12 protein-coding genes and 2 pseudogenes are annotated in these 20,401 nt (G+C 37.1%); 6 read left to right on the plus strand and 8 right to left on the minus strand.

Annotated features, from left to right (window positions below; genetic code table 11):
• Nucleotides 1–333: 333 nt before the first annotated feature.
• Nucleotides 334–713 (minus strand): annotated as a pseudogene (ssb, locus tag PVV70_RS05295) (single-stranded DNA-binding protein).
• 139 nt (nt 714–852) lie between these two features.
• Here ssb (PVV70_RS05295) and PVV70_RS05300 point away from each other — a divergent pair.
• The 4 genes and pseudogenes from PVV70_RS05300 to PVV70_RS05315 all read left to right on the plus strand — a co-directional run bounded on the left by PVV70_RS05300 (nt 853) and on the right by PVV70_RS05315 (nt 5,753).
• Nucleotides 853–1,184: pseudogene (locus PVV70_RS05300) on the plus strand (type II toxin-antitoxin system RelE/ParE family toxin).
• A complete protein-coding gene (locus PVV70_RS05305) occupies nt 1,165–1,482 on the plus strand; it encodes an addiction module antidote protein (protein ID WP_273758248.1) in 318 nt (105 codons plus the stop codon). Before PVV70_RS05300 ends, PVV70_RS05305 begins: the two are co-directional and overlap by 20 nt.
• Nucleotides 1,483–2,994: 1,512 nt before the next feature.
• The gene (locus tag PVV70_RS05310; protein ID WP_273758249.1) at nt 2,995–4,209 is read left to right on the plus strand and encodes an NADP-dependent isocitrate dehydrogenase; all 1,215 of its coding nucleotides are present in this window, start codon (nt 2,995–2,997) and stop codon (nt 4,207–4,209) included.
• Between the two features lie 116 nt (nt 4,210–4,325).
• On the plus strand, nt 4,326–5,753 hold the full coding sequence (locus PVV70_RS05315) for an MFS transporter (RefSeq protein WP_273758250.1): 1,428 nt from the start codon (nt 4,326–4,328) through the stop codon (nt 5,751–5,753).
• Nucleotides 5,754–5,796: 43 nt separating this feature from the next.
• Here the strand turns inward: PVV70_RS05315 and PVV70_RS05320 are convergent, their stop codons facing one another.
• From PVV70_RS05320 to ssb (PVV70_RS05350), 7 genes are all read right to left on the minus strand, one after another.
• Complete coding sequence (locus PVV70_RS05320; protein WP_273758251.1) at nt 5,797–6,996, minus strand: MFS transporter; 1,200 nt, start codon at nt 6,994–6,996, stop codon at nt 5,797–5,799.
• 1,067 nt (nt 6,997–8,063) lie between these two features.
• Nucleotides 8,064–9,182, minus strand: coding sequence for a tRNA guanosine(34) transglycosylase Tgt (gene tgt, locus PVV70_RS05325; RefSeq protein ID WP_273758252.1), 1,119 nt, complete (start codon nt 9,180–9,182; stop codon nt 8,064–8,066).
• 1,341 nt (nt 9,183–10,523) lie between these two features.
• Entirely contained in the window at nt 10,524–11,036 is a 513-nt protein-coding gene (locus PVV70_RS05330) for a peptidylprolyl isomerase (protein WP_273758253.1), read from the minus strand.
• A 17-nt stretch (nt 11,037–11,053) separates the two neighbouring features.
• On the minus strand, nt 11,054–11,647 hold the full coding sequence (locus PVV70_RS05335) for a peptidylprolyl isomerase (protein ID WP_273758254.1): 594 nt from the start codon (nt 11,645–11,647) through the stop codon (nt 11,054–11,056).
• 2 nt (nt 11,648–11,649) lie between these two features.
• Complete coding sequence (coaD, locus tag PVV70_RS05340) at nt 11,650–12,156, minus strand: pantetheine-phosphate adenylyltransferase (protein WP_273758255.1); 507 nt, start codon at nt 12,154–12,156, stop codon at nt 11,650–11,652.
• A 24-nt stretch (nt 12,157–12,180) separates the two neighbouring features.
• On the minus strand, nt 12,181–14,958 hold the full coding sequence (gyrA, locus tag PVV70_RS05345; RefSeq protein WP_273758256.1) for a DNA gyrase subunit A: 2,778 nt from the start codon (nt 14,956–14,958) through the stop codon (nt 12,181–12,183).
• A 231-nt stretch (nt 14,959–15,189) separates the two neighbouring features.
• The gene (gene ssb / locus PVV70_RS05350; RefSeq protein WP_273758257.1) at nt 15,190–15,696 is read right to left on the minus strand and encodes a single-stranded DNA-binding protein; all 507 of its coding nucleotides are present in this window, start codon (nt 15,694–15,696) and stop codon (nt 15,190–15,192) included.
• Nucleotides 15,697–16,024: 328 nt separating this feature from the next.
• On the opposite strand from ssb (PVV70_RS05350), the gene uvrA reads away from it, so the two are divergent.
• Nucleotides 16,025–18,940: an excinuclease ABC subunit UvrA gene (gene uvrA, locus PVV70_RS05355; protein WP_273758258.1), complete on the plus strand. Its 2,916-nt coding sequence runs from the start codon at nt 16,025–16,027 to the stop codon at nt 18,938–18,940.
• Nucleotides 18,941–20,022: 1,082 nt separating this feature from the next.
• Entirely contained in the window at nt 20,023–20,361 is a 339-nt protein-coding gene (locus PVV70_RS05360; protein WP_273758259.1) for a P-II family nitrogen regulator, read from the plus strand.
• Nucleotides 20,362–20,401: the final 40 nt, after the last annotated feature.

The following is a 20,401-nucleotide window of genomic DNA, read 5'->3' on the forward strand; positions in this document are numbered from 1 at the left end:
TGTTTTATTGACACAACCTATATCGACAACTCAACCATAAATACAACCCAAGATATATTTTTGAAGGTGTTTTGAGGGGTTGAGAAACCTTCACAACCTATAAGAAAACAAAACTTTTGAAAACAATAAAGCTATCATTTTAGATTACGGTATAATCTCTTAGAGGTAATCCAAATAAAAGTGTTTAAAAATGCAAATGTTCTTTTTTTAGAATAACGCATATAAACACTCCTTTTAAGATTGTAGGTAATCAACTTAATAGAAGAGGTATAGATTATGATTATAAGGCTCTATACCCCCTTATGATTAGCATACCCATTATATGAGCATACCTTAATAAGCTGATGACTGATCTTGATCATCATCATTTTTGCCATCTAAAAGCTTTAAGTCGTCTTTGTATTGGGGGGCAATATGATCTCTGTTACGTAGCGTTCACTACCGTTTTTATCTTGCCATTTACGAGTTTGTAAGCGCCTCTCGATATAGACTTTGCTACCCTTCTTAAGATACTGGAGTGCTACTTTTGCAAAATGTAGATTAAAGACCACAATAGAATGCCATTCTGTTTTGTCTATTTTCTTATTGGTTGCCTTGTCTGTATAGCTCTCAGACGTTGCCATGCGAAAATTAACTACCTCGCCACCCAAAGGCATTGTTTTACTTTCGGGGGTTGCACCTAAATAACCAATTAAAATCACTTTATTAAGCATGTTTGCAAGTTCCATTAAATGATGTAAAGATCATAATATATTTTATATGTTTTTACAATTATTTCAACAATATAACAACAGTATTCTCACATAAAAGATTAGAATTTACATTACTTATTTTGTAGTTTATAAACTACATATGTTTATTATTAAGAAAACAATATACTTCACTAAATGGTTAAATTCTTTAAGACTAAATGGTTAAATTCTTTAAGAGAAAAACAAGCACAAAAGAAGATTGCTATGCGCATTTTGCGTCTTGAATATGGTCTTTTAGGTGATGTTAAATTCTTTCATAGCATAGGGAAATTACGTATCCATTATGGTGCCGGATACCGAATTTATTTTGTAAAAAGAGAGAAAGAGATTATTTTATTATTAAACGCAGGCGATAAATCGACCCCAAAAAAGGATATCGAAAAAGCCCTTCAATTAGTAAAAGAGATTAACAATGAAAATAACACCATTTGATGCTAGCGAATTTTTTAAAACCACTGAAGATTTTAAAGAATTATTACAAGATGCTTTAGAAACTAAAAACAGTAGCTATGTTTCGTATGTATTAGGAATTATTGCACGTAAACAGGGAATGACTGCAATTTCTCACGAGACAGGGTTAAATCGTGAATCTCTTTATCGCTCTTTAAGCAAAAAAGGTGATCCACGACTTTCTACTTTCTTTAGTGTTTTAGATGCTTTAAATTTACAAATCAGTTTAAAACAAACTCCTAATAATGGTGAGAAAACAACAGCTTTAGAGAAGATTTAAAAGCTGTTTTAATATTGCATTTTGATACGATTTGTGCAATAAAAGAGATGTTTGTAATACTTATGAATAACGATAACGCTCATGCATTGCAAAACAGAAGCTGCATCATTATTTTGACGCGGCTTTATTATTTGAAAATAATAGAGAAAACCTATAGCTAACATAAAAGAAAACCCTGTTATGTAAAAAACATAACAAGGTCTTCCTCAATTTCTCAAGTCTCATGCAAGAGATAATACTTTGTGTGTAAAGTTACAAGCGCTAACACACAAAAGAACGCGTCTTTTAAAGGACACGGCTTTCTTTTGTAGCGATTTTTAAAAAGTGCATCATTTTAACCGAAGGAACGGTTAAAACACAACGCCATCATGACGTTGCAACAGAAAGTTTTTACGCTTTCTATATTTTAAAATATAGCACACTATGTTGATTAGTTCAATTTGAATAAAAACACACTTGCCTTTATACACAAAGTATGTAATCTACTAATGAAAAGATTTTTTTATTAAACTATATTTTCGTTGATTCTTTTAATATAAAAGCCGTATCAATTCATTTTGATGCGGTTTTTATGTATTAAGGCTTGGGATTTTACACGTTTTATGTAATAAAGAGATCTCCTTTTGAGAAAGTAAAATTATTAAAATCCATTCTAAAAAGACTAGCTCTTGAAGCTCCAAAAAAGTTAGGGATAGATGCAAAAAAACATAATAGAATCAAGACTCAACTATTCCCTTACCTTAAACATAAGTGCTGTATTTTACTTACTTTTTATTTGCCCCTTGAGCGTACCATTCCTTCTTTTCCTTCTATATAAGACATTCATTTTACTCATGTTTTTAAAGATGAGGGATCATAAATGAAAGGATAGTTTTTTAAAGAAGTCTTTTCATAAAAAAGGTGCAAGAGTGATCATGTGATTCATTTTTTGCTTCTTTTCAGGAAAAACGCTCTAATGTAGACGTCGATAGCAATATAAATCAATAAAATATAAGTTAAAGAGAGAGCTTTCTCTCGTAATAAGGTAATTTTATAAGCTACATTCATACGTATGCTGTTAATTTTTAAATAAAAACCGACCACAGCCTTTATGCATTTCTTTTAACTTTCAAAACTGAAATTGACCACTAAAAATCCATTTTAGTTGAATTATTTCTCATTATAAGGCCTTTGTATCACATTAAATTTCTCTATAAACAAACAGTCCGTAATTTTAGAATCAAATAGCGATATAAAATGGAAACTTGGAAAATAAAAATACATCCGTCTCATTCCCCAATGAGCTACTTACTTTATCGATTAAACAGACTTTTTATCCTTTATACAATGGTGATAAGTTTGCAAACACATCACTTCTTTTCAAAGAATTAAACTCTTTAATAAAAGTTTACACTCTATTGATCATATATTCTAACACCCATATTTACATATCCTTTTTCCCTTGTTTTTACTTTTCATTATAAACCTGAAGGTGCTATAAAGTAATATCACTTAAAAGAAAAAGGACTTCTAATGGCAAAGATCAAAGTAGAAAACCCTGTTGTTGAACTCGATGGGGATGAAATGACCCGTATCATCTGGAAATATATCAAAGATAAATTAATCCATCCCTATCTCGACATTGATCTCAAATATTATGATCTTTCCGTCGAAAACCGTGATGCAACCAATGATCAGGTAACGATTGATTCTGCCAATGCTATCCAGAAATATGGGGTTGGTATAAAATGTGCGACCATCACACCTGATGAAGCACGCGTCAAAGAATTTAACCTAAAAAAAATGTGGAAATCACCCAATGGCACCATTCGCAATATTTTAGGCGGAGTCATTTTTCGCGAACCCATTATCTGTAAAAACGTTCCCCGCCTTGTTCCTAACTGGACAAAGCCAATTATTATCGGGCGTCACGCGTTTGGTGATCAGTATAAAGCTACAGATTTTAAATTTCCAAGTAAAGGAAAATTAAGCATTAAATTTGTCGGGGATGATAATCAAGTTATTGAGCATGAGGTTTTTAATGCCCCAAGTGCAGGGGTTGCCATGGCGATGTATAACCTTGATGAATCAATTCGTGATTTTGCCCGCGCATCTTTTAATTATGGACTACAACGGAATGTTCCGGTTTATCTTTCAACAAAAAATACCATTCTAAAAAATTACGATGGTCGTTTTAAAGATATCTTTCAAGAAATATTTGATACGGAATTTAAAAATGAATTTGAAAACCGTCAATTATATTACGAACACCGTCTTATTGATGATATGGTAGCTTCTGCATTAAAGTGGTCCGGTGGATACGTATGGGCATGCAAAAACTATGATGGTGATGTTCAATCTGATATTGTTGCTCAAGGCTTTGGTTCTCTTGGTCTTATGACTTCCGTTCTCATGACACCAGACGGTAAAATTGTTGAAGCAGAAGCCGCACACGGCACCGTAACACGCCATTATCGTCAGCATCAAAAGAATGAAGAAACTTCAACAAATTCTATTGCATCTATTTTTGCATGGACTCGGGGACTAGCACACCGTGCCAAACTGGATAATAATGAGAAATTAAAAAACTTTGCCACGACATTGGAAGAAGTTTGTATTAAAACCGTTGAAGAAGGTTTTATGACGAAAGATCTCGCACTTTTGATTGGACCTGAACAAAAATGGCTTTCTACAACAGGCTTTCTTGATAAAATTGATGAAAATCTCAAAAAAGCAATGAGTAATTAAGCAATAATTTAATCAAAATTCAAAGCTCTTAACAGAGCTTTGAATTTTTCTTGGAAAATTTAAAGAACTGCCTTATAAGCGAAAAGAGAATAAATTTTTATTAAATAGCAAAAACAGTGAAAAAACAAAGCTGGTCTACGCTTTTAGTGGGTAAAAATGGTCTTTGCTTTTTAACGTTTACAGGCGGAGTTGTGCTGCACGCCACCAACGTTTATATTGTTATTACTATTTTACCCTCTCTTATGGATCATATTGGGCATGAGATATATTATTCTTGGGTAGCGACTGTCTTCATTACAGCTTCACTGGTAGGGACTTCCCTTGCAACAAAAATATTAGGAAAATTAGGTCCTCGCAATGCTTATGTTATCTCTGGGCTTATCTTTACCCTAGGAACTTTCTTGTGCAGCATTTCTTCATCTATGCCATTATTTTTAATAGGACGCTTCATTCAAGGATTTGGAAGTGGTTCTTTGTTATCCCTATCTTATTCCATGGTACGTATCGCTTTCAGCCCATCTTTATGGTCACACGCATTAAGTGTTATTTCTGGAATGTGGGGAATATCAACTTTGTTAGGACCAGCGATCGGGGGACTTTCTGTATATTATGGCCTATGGCGAGCATCCTTTTGGATCATAGGTGCATTGGCTATATTCTTCTCATTCATCGCCTTTAAATTTTTACCCAAAAAGAATGAAAACGATATTCCAACAGCCCCTCTCCCTCTTCTCCAGCTTCTCACACTCACCTTATTGATTTTTATCATTTCTGTTGGAGGGACTATGGAGTCAACAATGGCAAAAATCTGCGGGCTCGTTATCGGGCTTAGTCTTCTCTTTGTTCTAGCAAAAATCGAAACATCTTCCTTTCATCCTATGTTGCCCCGTAAAACCTTTTCTTTTTCTTCTGAAATTTTTCCTGTTTACGCATTGATACTCGTTATGACAATAGTCGTATACAGTATAGAACTTTATTTTCCACTTTTTCTTCAAGAACTTCATGGGCAAGCTCCACTTATTGCTGGTTATATAGCAGCACTCATGAGCCTAGGGTGGACATGTGGAGCCCTATCAAGTGCTGGTATCTCCGCACAAAAAATTCGCAACATCATTGTATACTCCCCCTTATTAAAACTGTTAGGCATCACCATTCTTTTATGGCTTATTCCAACAGAAGTTTCCACACTTGGATACATTTTTATTATTTGCTTAGCACTATTTTCTATTGGGATCAGTGCGGGCATAGCGTGGCCACATTTGCTCACAAGGATCTTACAATGTGCAAATGATGAAGATGCTCTCCGCGCCAGTGAATCCCTTACTTCTGTACAACTATTTTCAGCGGCCTTAAGTGCAACTCTAGCGGGGGTCATCACCAATCTTGCTGGCCTCTTTAATCCTGGAGGAACAATCGGAATGATCTTAGCAGCAAAAACTCTTCTTATAGTGCTCATGGGGCTTTTATTTTGTCTTGCTATTCCATTAGCGCTGCGCATTTCTTACTGCATATTAAAAAATCCAACAGGACATTCCAATAACTAAAAATAAATATAAAAACTCCTTCTTCACTCAAAAAAGAAAAATATTAAGCATGCTTCTCCATAGACCATGAGACGCAAAAAATCATTAATCCACACAAAGTTAGCACACTCCCTAAAACAGCTGTATATTCATAACTATAGCCCAATTTTAAAACCAATGCTCCAGCTTCTGCACCAAGAGCGTTGGCAATATTAAAAGCAGATTGCATTAATGCTCCTGCCAAAATCTGTCCCTGTAGTGCAACATCCATAATTTTTGTTTGTATAGAAGGCATAGCAGCAAAAGAAGTCCCAACAAAAAAGCATCCTATTGCTGCTGTTAAGGGAGCATAGGATAAAAAGAAAAAAAGAAAAAAAACAAATACGCTCCAAAGCATAGAAAAAAATATCATCGGCGAAATGCCTATTTTAACAGCCAATTTAGGCCCCAAGAGATTTCCACCCACCATCCCCAATCCAACTAAGGGCATGATAAATGGCACCCACTCAAGCGAAACACCAGAAATATGCATTAATGTTGACTTAATATACGTGAAAACAGAAAATAATCCTGACGCTCCCACCGAAACCATTGCCAAAAGAAGCCATACCTGCTTTTGCTTTAATGCCCCCATTTCGCGTAAAGGGCTCGTTCTTGGAGGCATTGAATCGCAAGGCAAAAAATTCCAAATAAGTAAACAACACAATAAAGCAATCATACCCACAAGGAAAAAAGCAATCTGCCAACCAATAAGTTGACCAATCCAAGTTGCACTTGGTGCTCCTAAAACGGTTGCAATGGTTAAGCCAAGCATCACAGACCCAACAGCTTTAGAACGTTCATTCATTTCCACCATTGAAGAGGCAACCATAGCCGCAAGCCCAAAATAGATTCCATGGGGAAGACCACTGAGAAAGCGTAATACGACTAATATGCTAAAATCAGAAAAAAAAGCACTCGCAATATTTGCTAAGGCATAAAAAAACATCAATCCTATCAAAACAGTTTTTCGTGATATCTGAGCTGTCGCAACAGCTAAAAGAGGGGCTCCAATCACAACCCCTAATGCATAAGCAGAAATATATTGACCCGCAGTAGGAATATCAACAGATGAACTTCGTGCCATCTCTGGTAGAAGCCCCATTGCAACAAACTCTGCCGTCCCGATAGCAAAGCTTCCCACTGCAAGGGCTAAAATTGCTAAACGTCGTATTCTCGAATCAGTCTTCAATGCAAGAATGTTTTGTTTATGAGAATCCTTCATATCATCACTTCTGGATAAGAATTTTTGCTGTAGATATCTGTAATACGTAAAATAAAAATTCAAAACATGGTTACATGCATGCAAAACCGTCCCCAGTAAAATTTTAAGTAAGATTCTTTAATGAAGGATCTTTCAAAAAACTAACGGTTAAGATGTATTCAACTATTTTTATGAGCCCTACCAGATAATAACCCCAGATAATAAACTTTGTCTCCTCTTTTCAGCATTTCAATTGTACCCTAAATCTTTATTTAGAACGATGTACCACACGCTATAAACAACTCTAAAATTTATCGAAGAATGCATTCCAAACAGGTGAACAATATCTCATCATTCGCTTGATACAAGTATAAAATTTCTCCCCAATTTATTATTACTTCGTTTTTATGACCTGAATATCCCCTTCCCAATCGATAAGCTATAATTTCAACGAGTATGCCATTTTATGGGTTATTGCAGAATCTTTTTAAAATACTCATGATAAGAGTGCTTGATTTCTCCATGATTAAATAATCTTATTCTAGAGACATTTACCCTCATCTCATCGAGAAAGAACATAAGATTGTTTTTGATCTGATTCACTATCTGTAAATTTGAAATATTCACATAATATATTATAATTTTTATATAAATAGAACAGAGAATAAATATGATAATATCAATTTATTATTACTTTAGTTTTCTAAAAGTTTATCTGTTCTGCTGCATGTAACACATTCTTTACCTTGATCAATAAAAAACATAAAAGAACTCATAAAAATACAATTTTCATACTTCTTTAAGAGTTCGCTAACGCCTCATTAACATTGTTGTTTTAAACAGTCATCAGAAACAGAAATAAACTGTTTTTCTCCGGATCAGGTAGCGCGTACCGGAGTAACAGTTTCTGTTTTATATGGTAATACCAAAAAGAAATATGCCCCATAAAATAGCACCATCAGGTTTTAAGATAGTGCAATTTTATATTTTTAAAAAGTATTTATAATTTCATTTTTTTAGTAAAATTTATAAGTAAAAAAATGCATTTAATAAAAAATAAACTAAACGCTATATTAGATGAATATTTTTTAGCGTCCTTGTGCCCATAGAGCACGCGTTTCAGCGCAAAAATCAGCATAACAGCCTTCTTCAATGGCATCACGAATTCCTTGCATCAATTGTTGGTAATAAAAAAGATTATTCCAAGTCAACAACATCCCCCCCAGAGATTCACCAGATTTAATCAAATGATGTAAATAAGCACAACTATAATCATTTGCTGCTGGACAAAGTGACTGTGGATCAAGAGGATGGGGATCTTCTGCATAACGTGCATTCCGTAAATTAATTCTACCAAAGCGTGTAAAAGCTAAACCATGACGTCCTGCACGCGTTGGCATAACACAATCAAACATATCAATACCACGCACAACACTTTGTAAAATATCATCAGGTGTCCCCACTCCCATAAGATAGCGCGGTTTATCCTCTGGCAAAATCGGACAAGTCGTATCCAACACTGCTGTCATAACACTCTGCGGCTCCCCAACAGCAAGCCCTCCAATCGCGTAACCTTTTAAATCCATTTCTTTTAACGCTTGAGCAGAACGTTCACGCAGTTTCATATTATCACCCCCTTGAACAATCCCAAACAATGCTTTATCTGGCTGTTCTCCAAAAGCTGTTTTACAACGTTGTGCCCACCGCAATGAAAGTTCCATAGCTTCTTCCATCTCTTTTTCAGTGGCTGGTAATGCAATACATTGATCCAACTGCATCTGGATATCTGCATCAAGAAGTCTTTGAATTTCGATAGAACGCTCTGGACTCATTTCATAGTAAGCTCCATTAATGTAAGAGCGAAAAATCACACCTTGTTCAGTAATTTTACGGATTCCCGCCAATGACATAACCTGAAAGCCACCAGAATCGGTTAAAATAGGTCCATTCCAGCGTGAAAATTCATGTAATCCCCCCAAACGGGCAACACGTTCAGCGCCTGGGCGTAACATTAAATGATAAGTATTCCCCAAAATAATATCCGCCCCAAGATCACGTATTTGATCCATGTACATAGCCTTAATGGTTCCTGCCGTCCCCACAGGCATAAAAGCAGGTGTACGAACACACCCACGTCCGGTAATAATTTCGCCTCGACGCGCACATCCATCTTGAGCAATTTTTCTATAATGAAATGTCTTTATCATCACTCTTATCTTCTTGATTTGATTCCATCAATGCATACTTCTATAGAAAGAAAAAAGATATCTCCCTTAGAAGCATTGCCATAAATTTTATGAATTAATTTTTGATTCACTCAAGCCAGTATAAAAAGATAAACGAGATAAAAGAACATTTGTTGTTAGAAATCACCATAATAAAGAAATAATCTAGCTTCAGAAAATAACAAAAATATCATACCTTAAAATATCGATGCTTAACGCACCAAAACCTTAAAATAGAACTATGAAATTACTATCTCAATAATCTCATCTTTACGTATTTTCATAAGCAATGTTTTTGTACGAATAGAGGAAAATTTTAATCACATTCGCTTTCAATATTTTTCACTTTGAAAGATAAATTTTTACCTATTGGGCAATAGATTGATTTATAAAAATAATTTACTTTTTGCATATTGAATAAAAGACCTCTATAGCGTCAGATCCTCTCATTCCAAACTTATACCATATTGAATCACCAAAAATCACTTTCTTACACGTTATAAGAGACTAGACCCATGTGGAGTAAAACGGTACAAGAAAACTAAAAATGCTACTTGTAAATACCCTCAAATGCCAAGAACTGTCGCAACCTCAAGAACTGGCAAAGTGTGTGATGGAGCCTTCTTACTCTTTTATTAAGCTATTAAGCGTAAAGATGGTGCTACTCAATAAGTTTTATATAACTCATAGCGGCGGCTTTACCGTTAGATTATTCAAGAAATGGAATTAGATATGCTCAGAGCATATTTCTTTAAAACAAGCGCATAAATATGCAACACAAGTGTATTCCGTTTAAAGCATTCCTCCATAAAAAACGAGAAAAACAAAAGCGTAAGACCATACATAATCTTTGCCATTTAAAAGATACGGCTTTAAATGATTTTGAAAAAAGTAAAGCTGAATTAAAAAGAAAATGGCAAGATTAACTTTTTTTGTTCACTTTTACGCCTTTATATTCTTCCCAAATTAGACAACCTTCCTGTTTTAGGAATTATACCAATAAGAATATACACAATACACTCGCTCTTTCACCTTGCATATGAACATTGAAGCAGCCAAGCTTTTACCCGTCTCAATATATATTTCGAACATGCTGCAGCATTGGAATGAGATGTTGATATAAAAACCGCAACAAAAGCACGTTCTTTTTCAGGAAAATAACAAAACTATTAAGAGACCAGCAATGGATTGAAGAGAATAATAGAGAATTCTTAACTCAAGAATATGAAAGGGAAGCATGATATTAGAATTTCGTATACTTTTATTGCTCAGAAAAGAGTATTTTTTTTAGACAATTTATAATTGAAATGCGTATGACTTATACTATGTTGCATCCGCAGCAATAACAGCTTTGGTAATTGCATCAGGATCGATAACAGGTTCACCGCGCTTAATTTTATCAACATTTTCCATACCTTCAACGACCTTACCCCATATGGAATATTGACGATCAAGCCACAGAGCATCTTCAAAACAAATAAAAAACTGGGAATTAGCGGAATTTGGATTCTGACTCCGTGCCATAGAAACTGTACCACGCTTATGAGAAAGATTTGAAAACTCTGCCGTTAAATCTGGTTTTTCTGAACCACCCATCCCCGCACGTGATAAATTAAATTTTTCACCATCCTTCTTTCCAAATTGCACATCACCAGTCTGTGCCATAAAACCATCAATAACGCGATGGAAAATAACATTATCATAAGCACCTTCACGGACCAGTTCTTTAATACGTGCAACATGACAAGGCGCTAAATCAGAAAAAAGCTCAATAACAACTCTGCCCTTCGTTGTTTCAAGGATCAAAGTATTCTCTAGATTTTTATTCTCAGCCATATGGAAACTCCTTTGATTTATCTCTCAGTTTGTAAAGTGGCAGCATAAATAACATCAGGATTTATTACAGATCCATTATTACTTGTGGTGCCTTTTTTAATTTTATCAACAATATCCATCCCCTTTATGACCTCCCCAACAACCGTATACTGGCCATTTAAAAAAGGCGCATCATCAAAACAAATGAAGAATTGAGAATTAGCCGAATTTGGATCTTGTGAACGTGCCATCCCAACAGTACCGCGCCTAAACGGCTGCTTTGAAAACTCAGCCGGTATATTGGGATAATTTGAACCTCCCATACCAACGCTTTTCAAATCAAAATCTCTACTGCCTTTTTTTCCAAACTTTACATCACCAGTTTGTGCCATAAAGCCAGGAATAACGCGATGAAACACAACATTATTATAAGCCCCCTCCTCTGTTAGCTTTTTGATTTGCGCAACATGTTTTGGCGCCAAATCAGAACGCAAACGAATAATAACATCACCATCTTTGAGAGATAAAACAAGCAGGCCTGCATCAGTTGCTGAGTTAGAATTATCAGCAACAGCGGACAATGAAAAAAAGCAAAAAACACATATCAAAACAGCAAAAAATCTACGAGACACAATTATTCTTCCCTAAAAGACTGAAATTTTAAACGCAAAGCTTGTGCAATATTGGGCGGCACAAATGGTGTCACATCCCCTCCCATAGAGGCAATTTGACGGACCAATGTAGACGTTATCGCACGTCCAGAAACGCTTGCTGGCAAAAAAACAGTTTGCAATTCAGGAGCCATAATGCCATTCATCCCTGCCATTTGCATTTCATAATCAAGATCAGTCCCATCACGCAACCCACGAATGAGAAATGAAGCACCAACTTCACGCGCCTTCTCAATGAGAAGATTATTAAATGAAAGAACCTGCAAACGATTAAAATCTGCACTGAACACGTCTTTCCCTACCTGCGTAATGAAACCAACACGCTCTTCAAAGCTAAAGAGTGTCTTTTTATTAGCGTGTATACCTATAGCGACGACCACTTTATCAGCTAACACAAAACACCCCTTTAAAACATCAAGATGACCGTTTGTAAGAGGATCAAAGGAACCTGCATAAAGAGCAATTTTCATGATTTCATTCCACCCTCTTCCAAATTATTTTTCTTCGCTCATATCAACTTTATCGGAATGCTTTTCACCTTCATCTTCTAATGAACTCGTATCATCTTCAGGCTCAGAAATACGCTCAACCGATACGACTCTTTCACCTTTGGCTGTATTAAAAATTGTCACACCCTTCGTTGAGCGCCCTGCCGTACGAATTCCCTCAACAGGGACGCGAATAAGCTGTCCCCCATCTGATACCAACATAATTTGATCTTGCGCTTTGACCGGAAAAGCCGCTACTAATTTACCAATTTCAGCTGTTTTAGAGGGATCCGTTGCACGAATCCCTTTTCCACCACGTCCCGAAATCCGGAACTCATAGGAAGAAGAGCGTTTACCATAACCAAATTCACTCACCGTTAAAAGCATTTGTTCACGTGCATGAAGTTCTGCATAACGTTCATCTGTTAACTCTGTCTCCATTCCTGCATCTTCTTCATCCAGAGTTACAATATCCTCTATATCAACACCAGCAACACGCCGTTCATTCATCACACGTTTAATGTAAGCAGAACGCTCAATGGATGTCGCCTCAACATGTTCTAAGATTGTCATCGAAATGACTTTATCGCCTTGAGCCAAATTGATACCACGAACCCCTACAGAATTACGCCCTACAAAAACACGAACATCTACCACTGGAAAACGGATACATTGTCCATTCGCTGTTGTGAGAACAACATCATCATGTTCCATACAGGTCTCAACAGAAAGAATCTCATCTTCTTCATCAAGTTTCATGGCAATTTTACCATTACGATTAACCTGAACGAAATCTGATAACTTATTACGACGCACAGTTCCACGTGTTGTCGCAAACATGATATCCAATGCGCTCCAGCTTGCTTCATCTTCTGGCAAAGGCATAATCGTTGTAATGCGTTCGCCTTGTTGTAAGGGAAGCATATTGATCAAAGCCCGTCCGCGCGATTGCGGTGTCCCTAACGGTAGTCGCCAAACTTTTTCCTTATAAACAATCCCCCTTGAGGAAAAGAAAAGAACCGGAGTATGCGTATTGGCGACAAACAAACGCGTGACAAAATCCTCATCTTTCGTCGACATACCAGAACGTCCCTTACCGCCACGGCGCTGTGCACGATAGGTATTAAGAGGGACACGCTTAATATAGCCACTATGGCTCACCGTTACCACCATATCCTCTGGCGCGATAAGATCTTCACTCTCCATCTCAGCGCTACCAAAACCAAATACGCTCCGTCGCGGCGTTGCAAATTCCTCACGAAGAGTACTCAACTCGTCTTTAACAATACCCATAATGCGTACACGTGATGCCAAGATATCAAGATAATCAGCAATATCCACGCCAATTTTATTCAACTCATCAGCGATTTCATCACGTCCAAGGGCTGTCAACCTTTGTAAGCGCAATTCTAAAATAGCACGCGCCTGTTCTTCAGAAAGATTATAAGTACCATCCTCATGAATAATATGACGGGGATCATCAATAAGTTTAATCAAAGGTGCAACATCCATTGCTGGCCAGCGTCGCTCCATTAATTGTGTACGTGCTGTCTGTGGATCAGGAGCTTTACGAATAAGCGCTATAATTTCATCAATATTGGCAACCGCAAGAGCAAGACCAACCAAAACATGGGCCCGTTCACGGGCTTTACGCAAAAGATATTTTGTTCGCCGACTAACAACCTCTTCCCGGAAAGAAACAAATGCACGAAGCATATCCAGCAACGTCATTTGTTCAGGTTTTCCCCCGTTCAATGCAACCATATTACAACCAAAGGAAGTTTGCAGCGGCGTATAACGATATAATTGGTTTAAAACAACTTCCGCAACAACATCTTTCTTCAACTCAATAACGACACGATAGCCATCACGATCAGATTCGTCACGCAAATCAGAGATTCCCTCAATGCGTTTATCACGTACCAATTCGGCCATTTTCTCAATCATCGTTGCCTTATTAACCTGATAAGGAATCTCACTCACAATGATTGCCTGCCTGCCGCTGCGAATTTCTTCAATATCAACTTTAGCACGCATAATAATTGAGCCACGCCCTGTTTCATAAGCTGAACGGACCCCAGAATGGCCGAGGATAATCCCCCCTGTAGGAAAATCTGGACCAGGAATAATTTCAATGATTTGATCGAGTGTGATACTGGGATTATCAATCAGAGCGATACAACCATCAACAACTTCACCAAGATTATGGGGGGGAATATTGGTTGCCATTCCCACAGCAATCCCCCCTGATCCATTAACCAAAAGATTAGGGAAACGCGCTGGTAAAACAATCGGTTCACGTTCACGCCCATCATAATTATCTTGAAAATCAACAGTATCTTTATCAATATCAGCTAAAAGCGCTTCTGAAACTTTTTCTAAACGACACTCCGTGTAACGCATTGCCGCAGGTGGATCACCATCCACGGAACCGAAATTTCCCTGACCATCAATCAATGGATTTCTCAAAGAGAAGTCCTGCGCCATACGCACCAAAGCATCATAAATTGAAGCATCACCATGGGGATGGAATTTCCCCATAACCTCCCCAACAACACCAGCAGATTTACGATACGGCTTATTAAAAACAAGCCCCATCTCATTCATAGCATGAAGGATACGTCGATGAACAGGTTTAAGACCATCACGGACATCAGGGAGTGCACGCGAAACAATTACGCTCATCGCATAATCGAGATAAGAGCGTTGCATTTCATCAATAATGCTGATTGGCTCAATACCGGTCAGCACATCACGTTCTAGCTGTGGAGTAAGATCGGTCACAATTTTAAAACTTTCAAAAAAGAATCATTTCACTTTGTTTATATCGAAAAACACACCAGAATGCTAATTTCTCTCCCATAACAAAGGAAAAATTTAACAATATTTTTCAAGATGTTATTAATTTATATTAAAAATTACCAATAATAATAAACAGCTTCCACTCTGCTAAACTTCAAAAATCTGAAACAAACAAACCATAAAGAAATCGTAATACTGTAAATTTAAAGACTCTTAGAAAGGTACGTCATCATCTAATTTGTGAGAAAAACTTTCTTCCATTTGGCTATTATTTTGGCCAAAAGTATTTCTCTGATTTGAGCTACTATCCGCAAAGCCACCACTGTAACTGCCCCCTTGACTTGCTCCTTGCTCTCCACTAGCTCCCCCGCGCCCATCAAGCATTTGTAATTCACCACGGTATTTTTGCAAAACAACCTCCGTTGTATAACGATCATTTCCATTTTGGTCTTGCCATTTCCGTGTCTGTAACTGTCCCTCAATATAAATTTTGCTCCCCTTTTTTAAATATTGCTCTGCAATTTTGACAAGGTTCTCATTAAAAATAACAATATTATGCCACTCGGTGCGTTCTTTTCGCTCATTTGTATTCCGATCACGCCAACTTTCCGAAGTAGCAATACGCAAATTTGCCACTTGATCACCAGAATTCAAACGGCGGATTTCAGGATCTGACCCGAGATTACCAATCAAAATAACTTTATTAAGGCTACCAGCCATCGCATAAACTCCAAAATTTTAATTCGTAAATAGTCTTTATAGAACAGTTATAACCATCTTAACTTTCAATTTACATGTCTGTAATTAACCTTTAATATGGACGTTGCTATCCTTTCCCAATATTGGATCCGTGTAATTATAACAAAATATGATAACGACGCATAGTTTATTCCATCACTAGAGAATAAAAAGCTGCTCATTTGTATTTTTTTCACAAAACTTATACCTTCTTTCTGCGTTAAAGCAGTTAAACACATTGTAATTCTACAAAAACAGTTTTATTCCATTTTAGATGCTCAATTTTTGTCACATATACCAAGGATAAAATATGACTCATCAAAAATATATCTCCATTCGCGGTGCACGTGAGCATAACCTTAAAAATATTGATCTCGATCTGCCTCGTGATAAACTTATTGTTATAACAGGACTTTCTGGATCAGGGAAATCATCTTTAGCTTTTGATACAATTTACGCTGAAGGACAACGCCGCTATGTCGAAAGCCTCTCGGCTTATGCACGCCAATTTCTCGAAGTCATGCAAAAACCCGATGTCGACCGTATCGATGGCCTTTCCCCAGCCATCTCCATTGAACAAAAAACAACCAGCCGCAATCCTCGTTCAACGGTCGGCACTGTCACTGAAATCCACGACTATATGCGTCTCCTTTTTGCACGTATTGGTATTCCTCATTCCCCTGCTACAGGACTCCCTATCGAAAGCCAAACGGTAAGCCAAATGGTGGATCAAATTATGTCCTTACAAGAAGGTACACGAATTTTCATTATGGCACCTCTTGTGCGAGGACGAAAGGGTGAATATAAAAAAGAGCTAACCGAGCTTTTAAAAAAAGGTTTTCAACGCGCTAAAGTTGATGGGAAATTCTATGAGATCCCTGATATTCCACCTCTTGATAAAAAGTATAAACACGACATCGATGTTGTGGTAGACCGCATTGTTGTACAAAAGGATATCTCCTCTCGCTTGGCTGATAGTATAGAAACCTGTTTACAGCTAGCAAATGGACTTGCCATTGCTGAAATGGCTGACCAACCCTTGGCACAAAAAGAAACAACAAAAGAATCTGCTCATAAGTCAAAAAACGACACACACAAACGGCTACTTTTTTCAGAAAAATTTTCCTGCCCTGTATCAGGTTTTTCTATCCCTGAAATTGAACCACGCCTTTTTTCATTCAATAATCCTTTTGGAGCCTGTCCTCTCTGCGATGGATTGGGAATCAAAAAGGCAATGGACCCATTGAAAGTTGTACCCAATAAAAATCTTACCTTAAAGAATGGCGCCATTGCGCCTTGGGCTAAATCAGATTCACTTTATTATAGCCAAACCTTAGAAGCATTAGGAAAAACTTACGATTTCAAACTCACAAATCAGTGGTGCGAACTCTCTCATGAAGCACAACAAGCTATTCTCTACGGTACAAAAAAAAATGAAATTTCTTTTATCTACAAAAATAATTCTGGTTCGCATAAAATGACTCAACCTTTTGAAGGAGTCATCCCCAATATGGAGAGACGCTGGAAAGAAACCGATTCTGCTTGGTCCCGTGAAGAAATTGAGCGTTATATGTCTTCTTCCCCTTGCCCAGCTTGTCACGGTTATCGTTTAAAACCAGAGGCGCTTGCTGTGAAAATCCATGGGATGCATATTGGGCAAATATCAGATCTTTCTATTCTAAAAGCAGATGATTGGTTTGCCAACATCCATCAATATCTTACGGAAAAACAACGCAATATCGCAGTACGTATTTTAAAAGAAATTCGCGAACGCTTAGCTTTTTTAAATCATGTAGGATTGGAATATCTTACCTTATCTCGAAATTCAGGAACACTTTCGGGGGGAGAAAGCCAACGCATTCGGTTAGCCTCCCAGATTGGTTCTGGTCTTACAGGCGTCCTTTATATTTTAGATGAACCATCCATCGGTTTACACCAACGTGATAATGAACGCCTTTTGGAAATGCTACGCCATTTACGCGATCTTGGTAATACAGTCATTGTCGTTGAACATGATGAAGATGCTATTCGCATAGCAGACCATGTTGTCGACATGGGCCCCGCTGCAGGGGTTCATGGTGGTAAAATCATAGCGCAAGGAACACCGCAAGAAATTATAGAGAATCCAGCCTCTCTCACAGGCCAGTATCTTTCAGGGAAAATGGCGATTAGACTGCCGACAGAGCGACGCAAAATATCAAAATCAAAAACCCTTAAAGTCATCGGCGCCAAAGGCAATAACCTTAAAAATATCAGTGCAAATATCCCTCTTGGAACCTTCACATGCATCACCGGTGTTTCTGGAGGAGGAAAATCAACATTTCTTATTGAAACGCTTTTCAAAGCAGCATCCCATCAGATCATGGGTAGTCATCATAGCCCTGCCAGCTATGATAAAATTGAAGGCTTAGAATTTCTTGATAAAGTCATCGATATCAACCAATCCCCCATTGGACGCACCCCACGCTCTAATCCTGCAACCTATACAGGTGCTTTTACACCGATTCGTGACTGGTTTGCTGAACTTCCAGAATCAAAAGCCTGTGGTTATAAAGCAGGGCGTTTTTCATTTAATGTTAAAGGAGGACGCTGCGAAGCCTGCCAAGGTGATGGAGTCATCAAAATTGAAATGCACTTTTTACCGGATGTCTATGTAACTTGCGATGTCTGTAAAGGAAAGCGCTATAATCGAGAAACACTAGAAATAAAATTCAAAGGGCAATCTATCGCCGATATTTTAGATATGACAATCGAAAAGGCTGAGGAATTTTTCCACGCTGTTCCCGCTATTCATAATAAAATGGAAACCCTCATGAAAGTAGGATTGGGTTACATAAAAGTAGGACAGCAAGCAACCACGCTTTCTGGTGGGGAAGCACAACGTGTAAAACTTGCAAAAGAGCTTTCACGCAAAACAACGGGACGTACACTTTATATTTTAGATGAACCGACAACAGGTTTACATTTTCATGATATTTCTAAACTTCTTGAAGTTCTCCATGAACTGGTCGAGCAAGGCAACACTGTCATCGTCATTGAACATAACCTTGACGTTATCAAGACAGCCGACTGGATTATTGATTTAGGCCCAGAAGGTGGAGATCGTGGGGGTGAAATCGTTGCAATTGGACGTCCTGAAGATATTATTAAGGTTCCCGCGTCCTATACGGGAAAATTTCTAAAAGATGTTTTACAGCGCCACTCTCTCTACAATTCTAATTCTTAAAAAGGCTTACCCTTGAAAATACAGCATACTAACAAAGCCTGTACTTTTATTGTTGCCTGTAAATTATGTGTCTTATGCCAGTGCAACAGCATGTTTAAAACAAAGACTGAAAAGATTTTTAGCGCTTTATAAGCTGCTTCAGTTTTCGTATCGCTCAATAGGAACGCGCGTATAATGGTGTATCTTTTCTCTTATTTTTTTATATCTGAAACAACCAGACAGTCTAATTTGAGAAGAATATGAAGATTTAAAGGTATAAAAAATTTTTCATCTTTACCATCACCTTTTAATTCATCTTGATCTTGACGATTCTCACAAGCATCTCCTAAAAAATCTTATAATAAAAGATTGCATATTGCTTCATGTTTTTGCTTATCGCGTTCCTTAACGAGATTCATTCCTCACGAAAGGACAGAAAACCTTCAACGGGATATTTGCTTTGCCAATTTCAGACTCTTATTTTAAAGAAATATTTCTCAATTTCTCCCAAGCCTATTTCACGACATCCCCTGTAAATTGTATCTTAATACATCAATTATCGATTATTGTACACCAACATCTTTATACTTATGATGGAGCAAAACGCCGCTATCATGATATTTGCCAATATTTGCTACTCCCCCTTTCTACCTAAAAGCCATTGTATTTGATATGCCGTCGATTATGGGCATATTTTATTTCTCTCTTAACCGTTTTTATCCACACACTCGTACGATTAGGATATATAAAGATATTGTTTTGATCGATTAACGATAAAAAGATCTAAAATGAGAAAATCTCACGCAATTAAAGTTTCTCATTCGATATGAGAAACGTTGAATTATCCTTATAAGTCAATGTATTATTCAACAAAAAGAAACACAATACTCTCATTATATCATTTTAATCTGTACAAGGAATTGTAAGATTTTTTTCCAAAACAACAGCATTGCGCTTTATTCTACAAAAAACTCTCCTTCAAGAGCACAGAGCATCATTGTTTTCGAGTTTTTGTGCACAAAGTATCTATTGGACATCTTAGAGTTGTCAATATAATGTGATGCAGTCTAAAAAGACAAAATAACGTTGGAGATAATTTCAGCATGAAAAAAATTGAAGCCATTATAAAACCTTTCAAACTTGATGAAGTAAAAGAAGCGCTTCAAAAAATTGGACTACATGGTATTACAGTCACAGAAGCAAAAGGTTTTGGTCGTCAAAAGGACCATACAGAACTTTATCGTGGTACAAAATATGTTGTTGACTTTCTCCCTAAAGTAAAGATTGAAATTGTTGTATCCGATGAAAAACTGGAGCAAACTGTTGATGCAATACGCAAAGCAGCTCAAACAAAACATATGGGAGATGGAAAGATATTTGTCTTTTCCATTGATGATGCCATTCGTATAGGAACTGATGAAACTGGGATCGATGCTCTTTAATAAACAACGAAAAATTCACCTTTATCACCCTCAACGCCAT

Source organism: Bartonella sp. AU55XJBT (assembly GCF_028618525.1).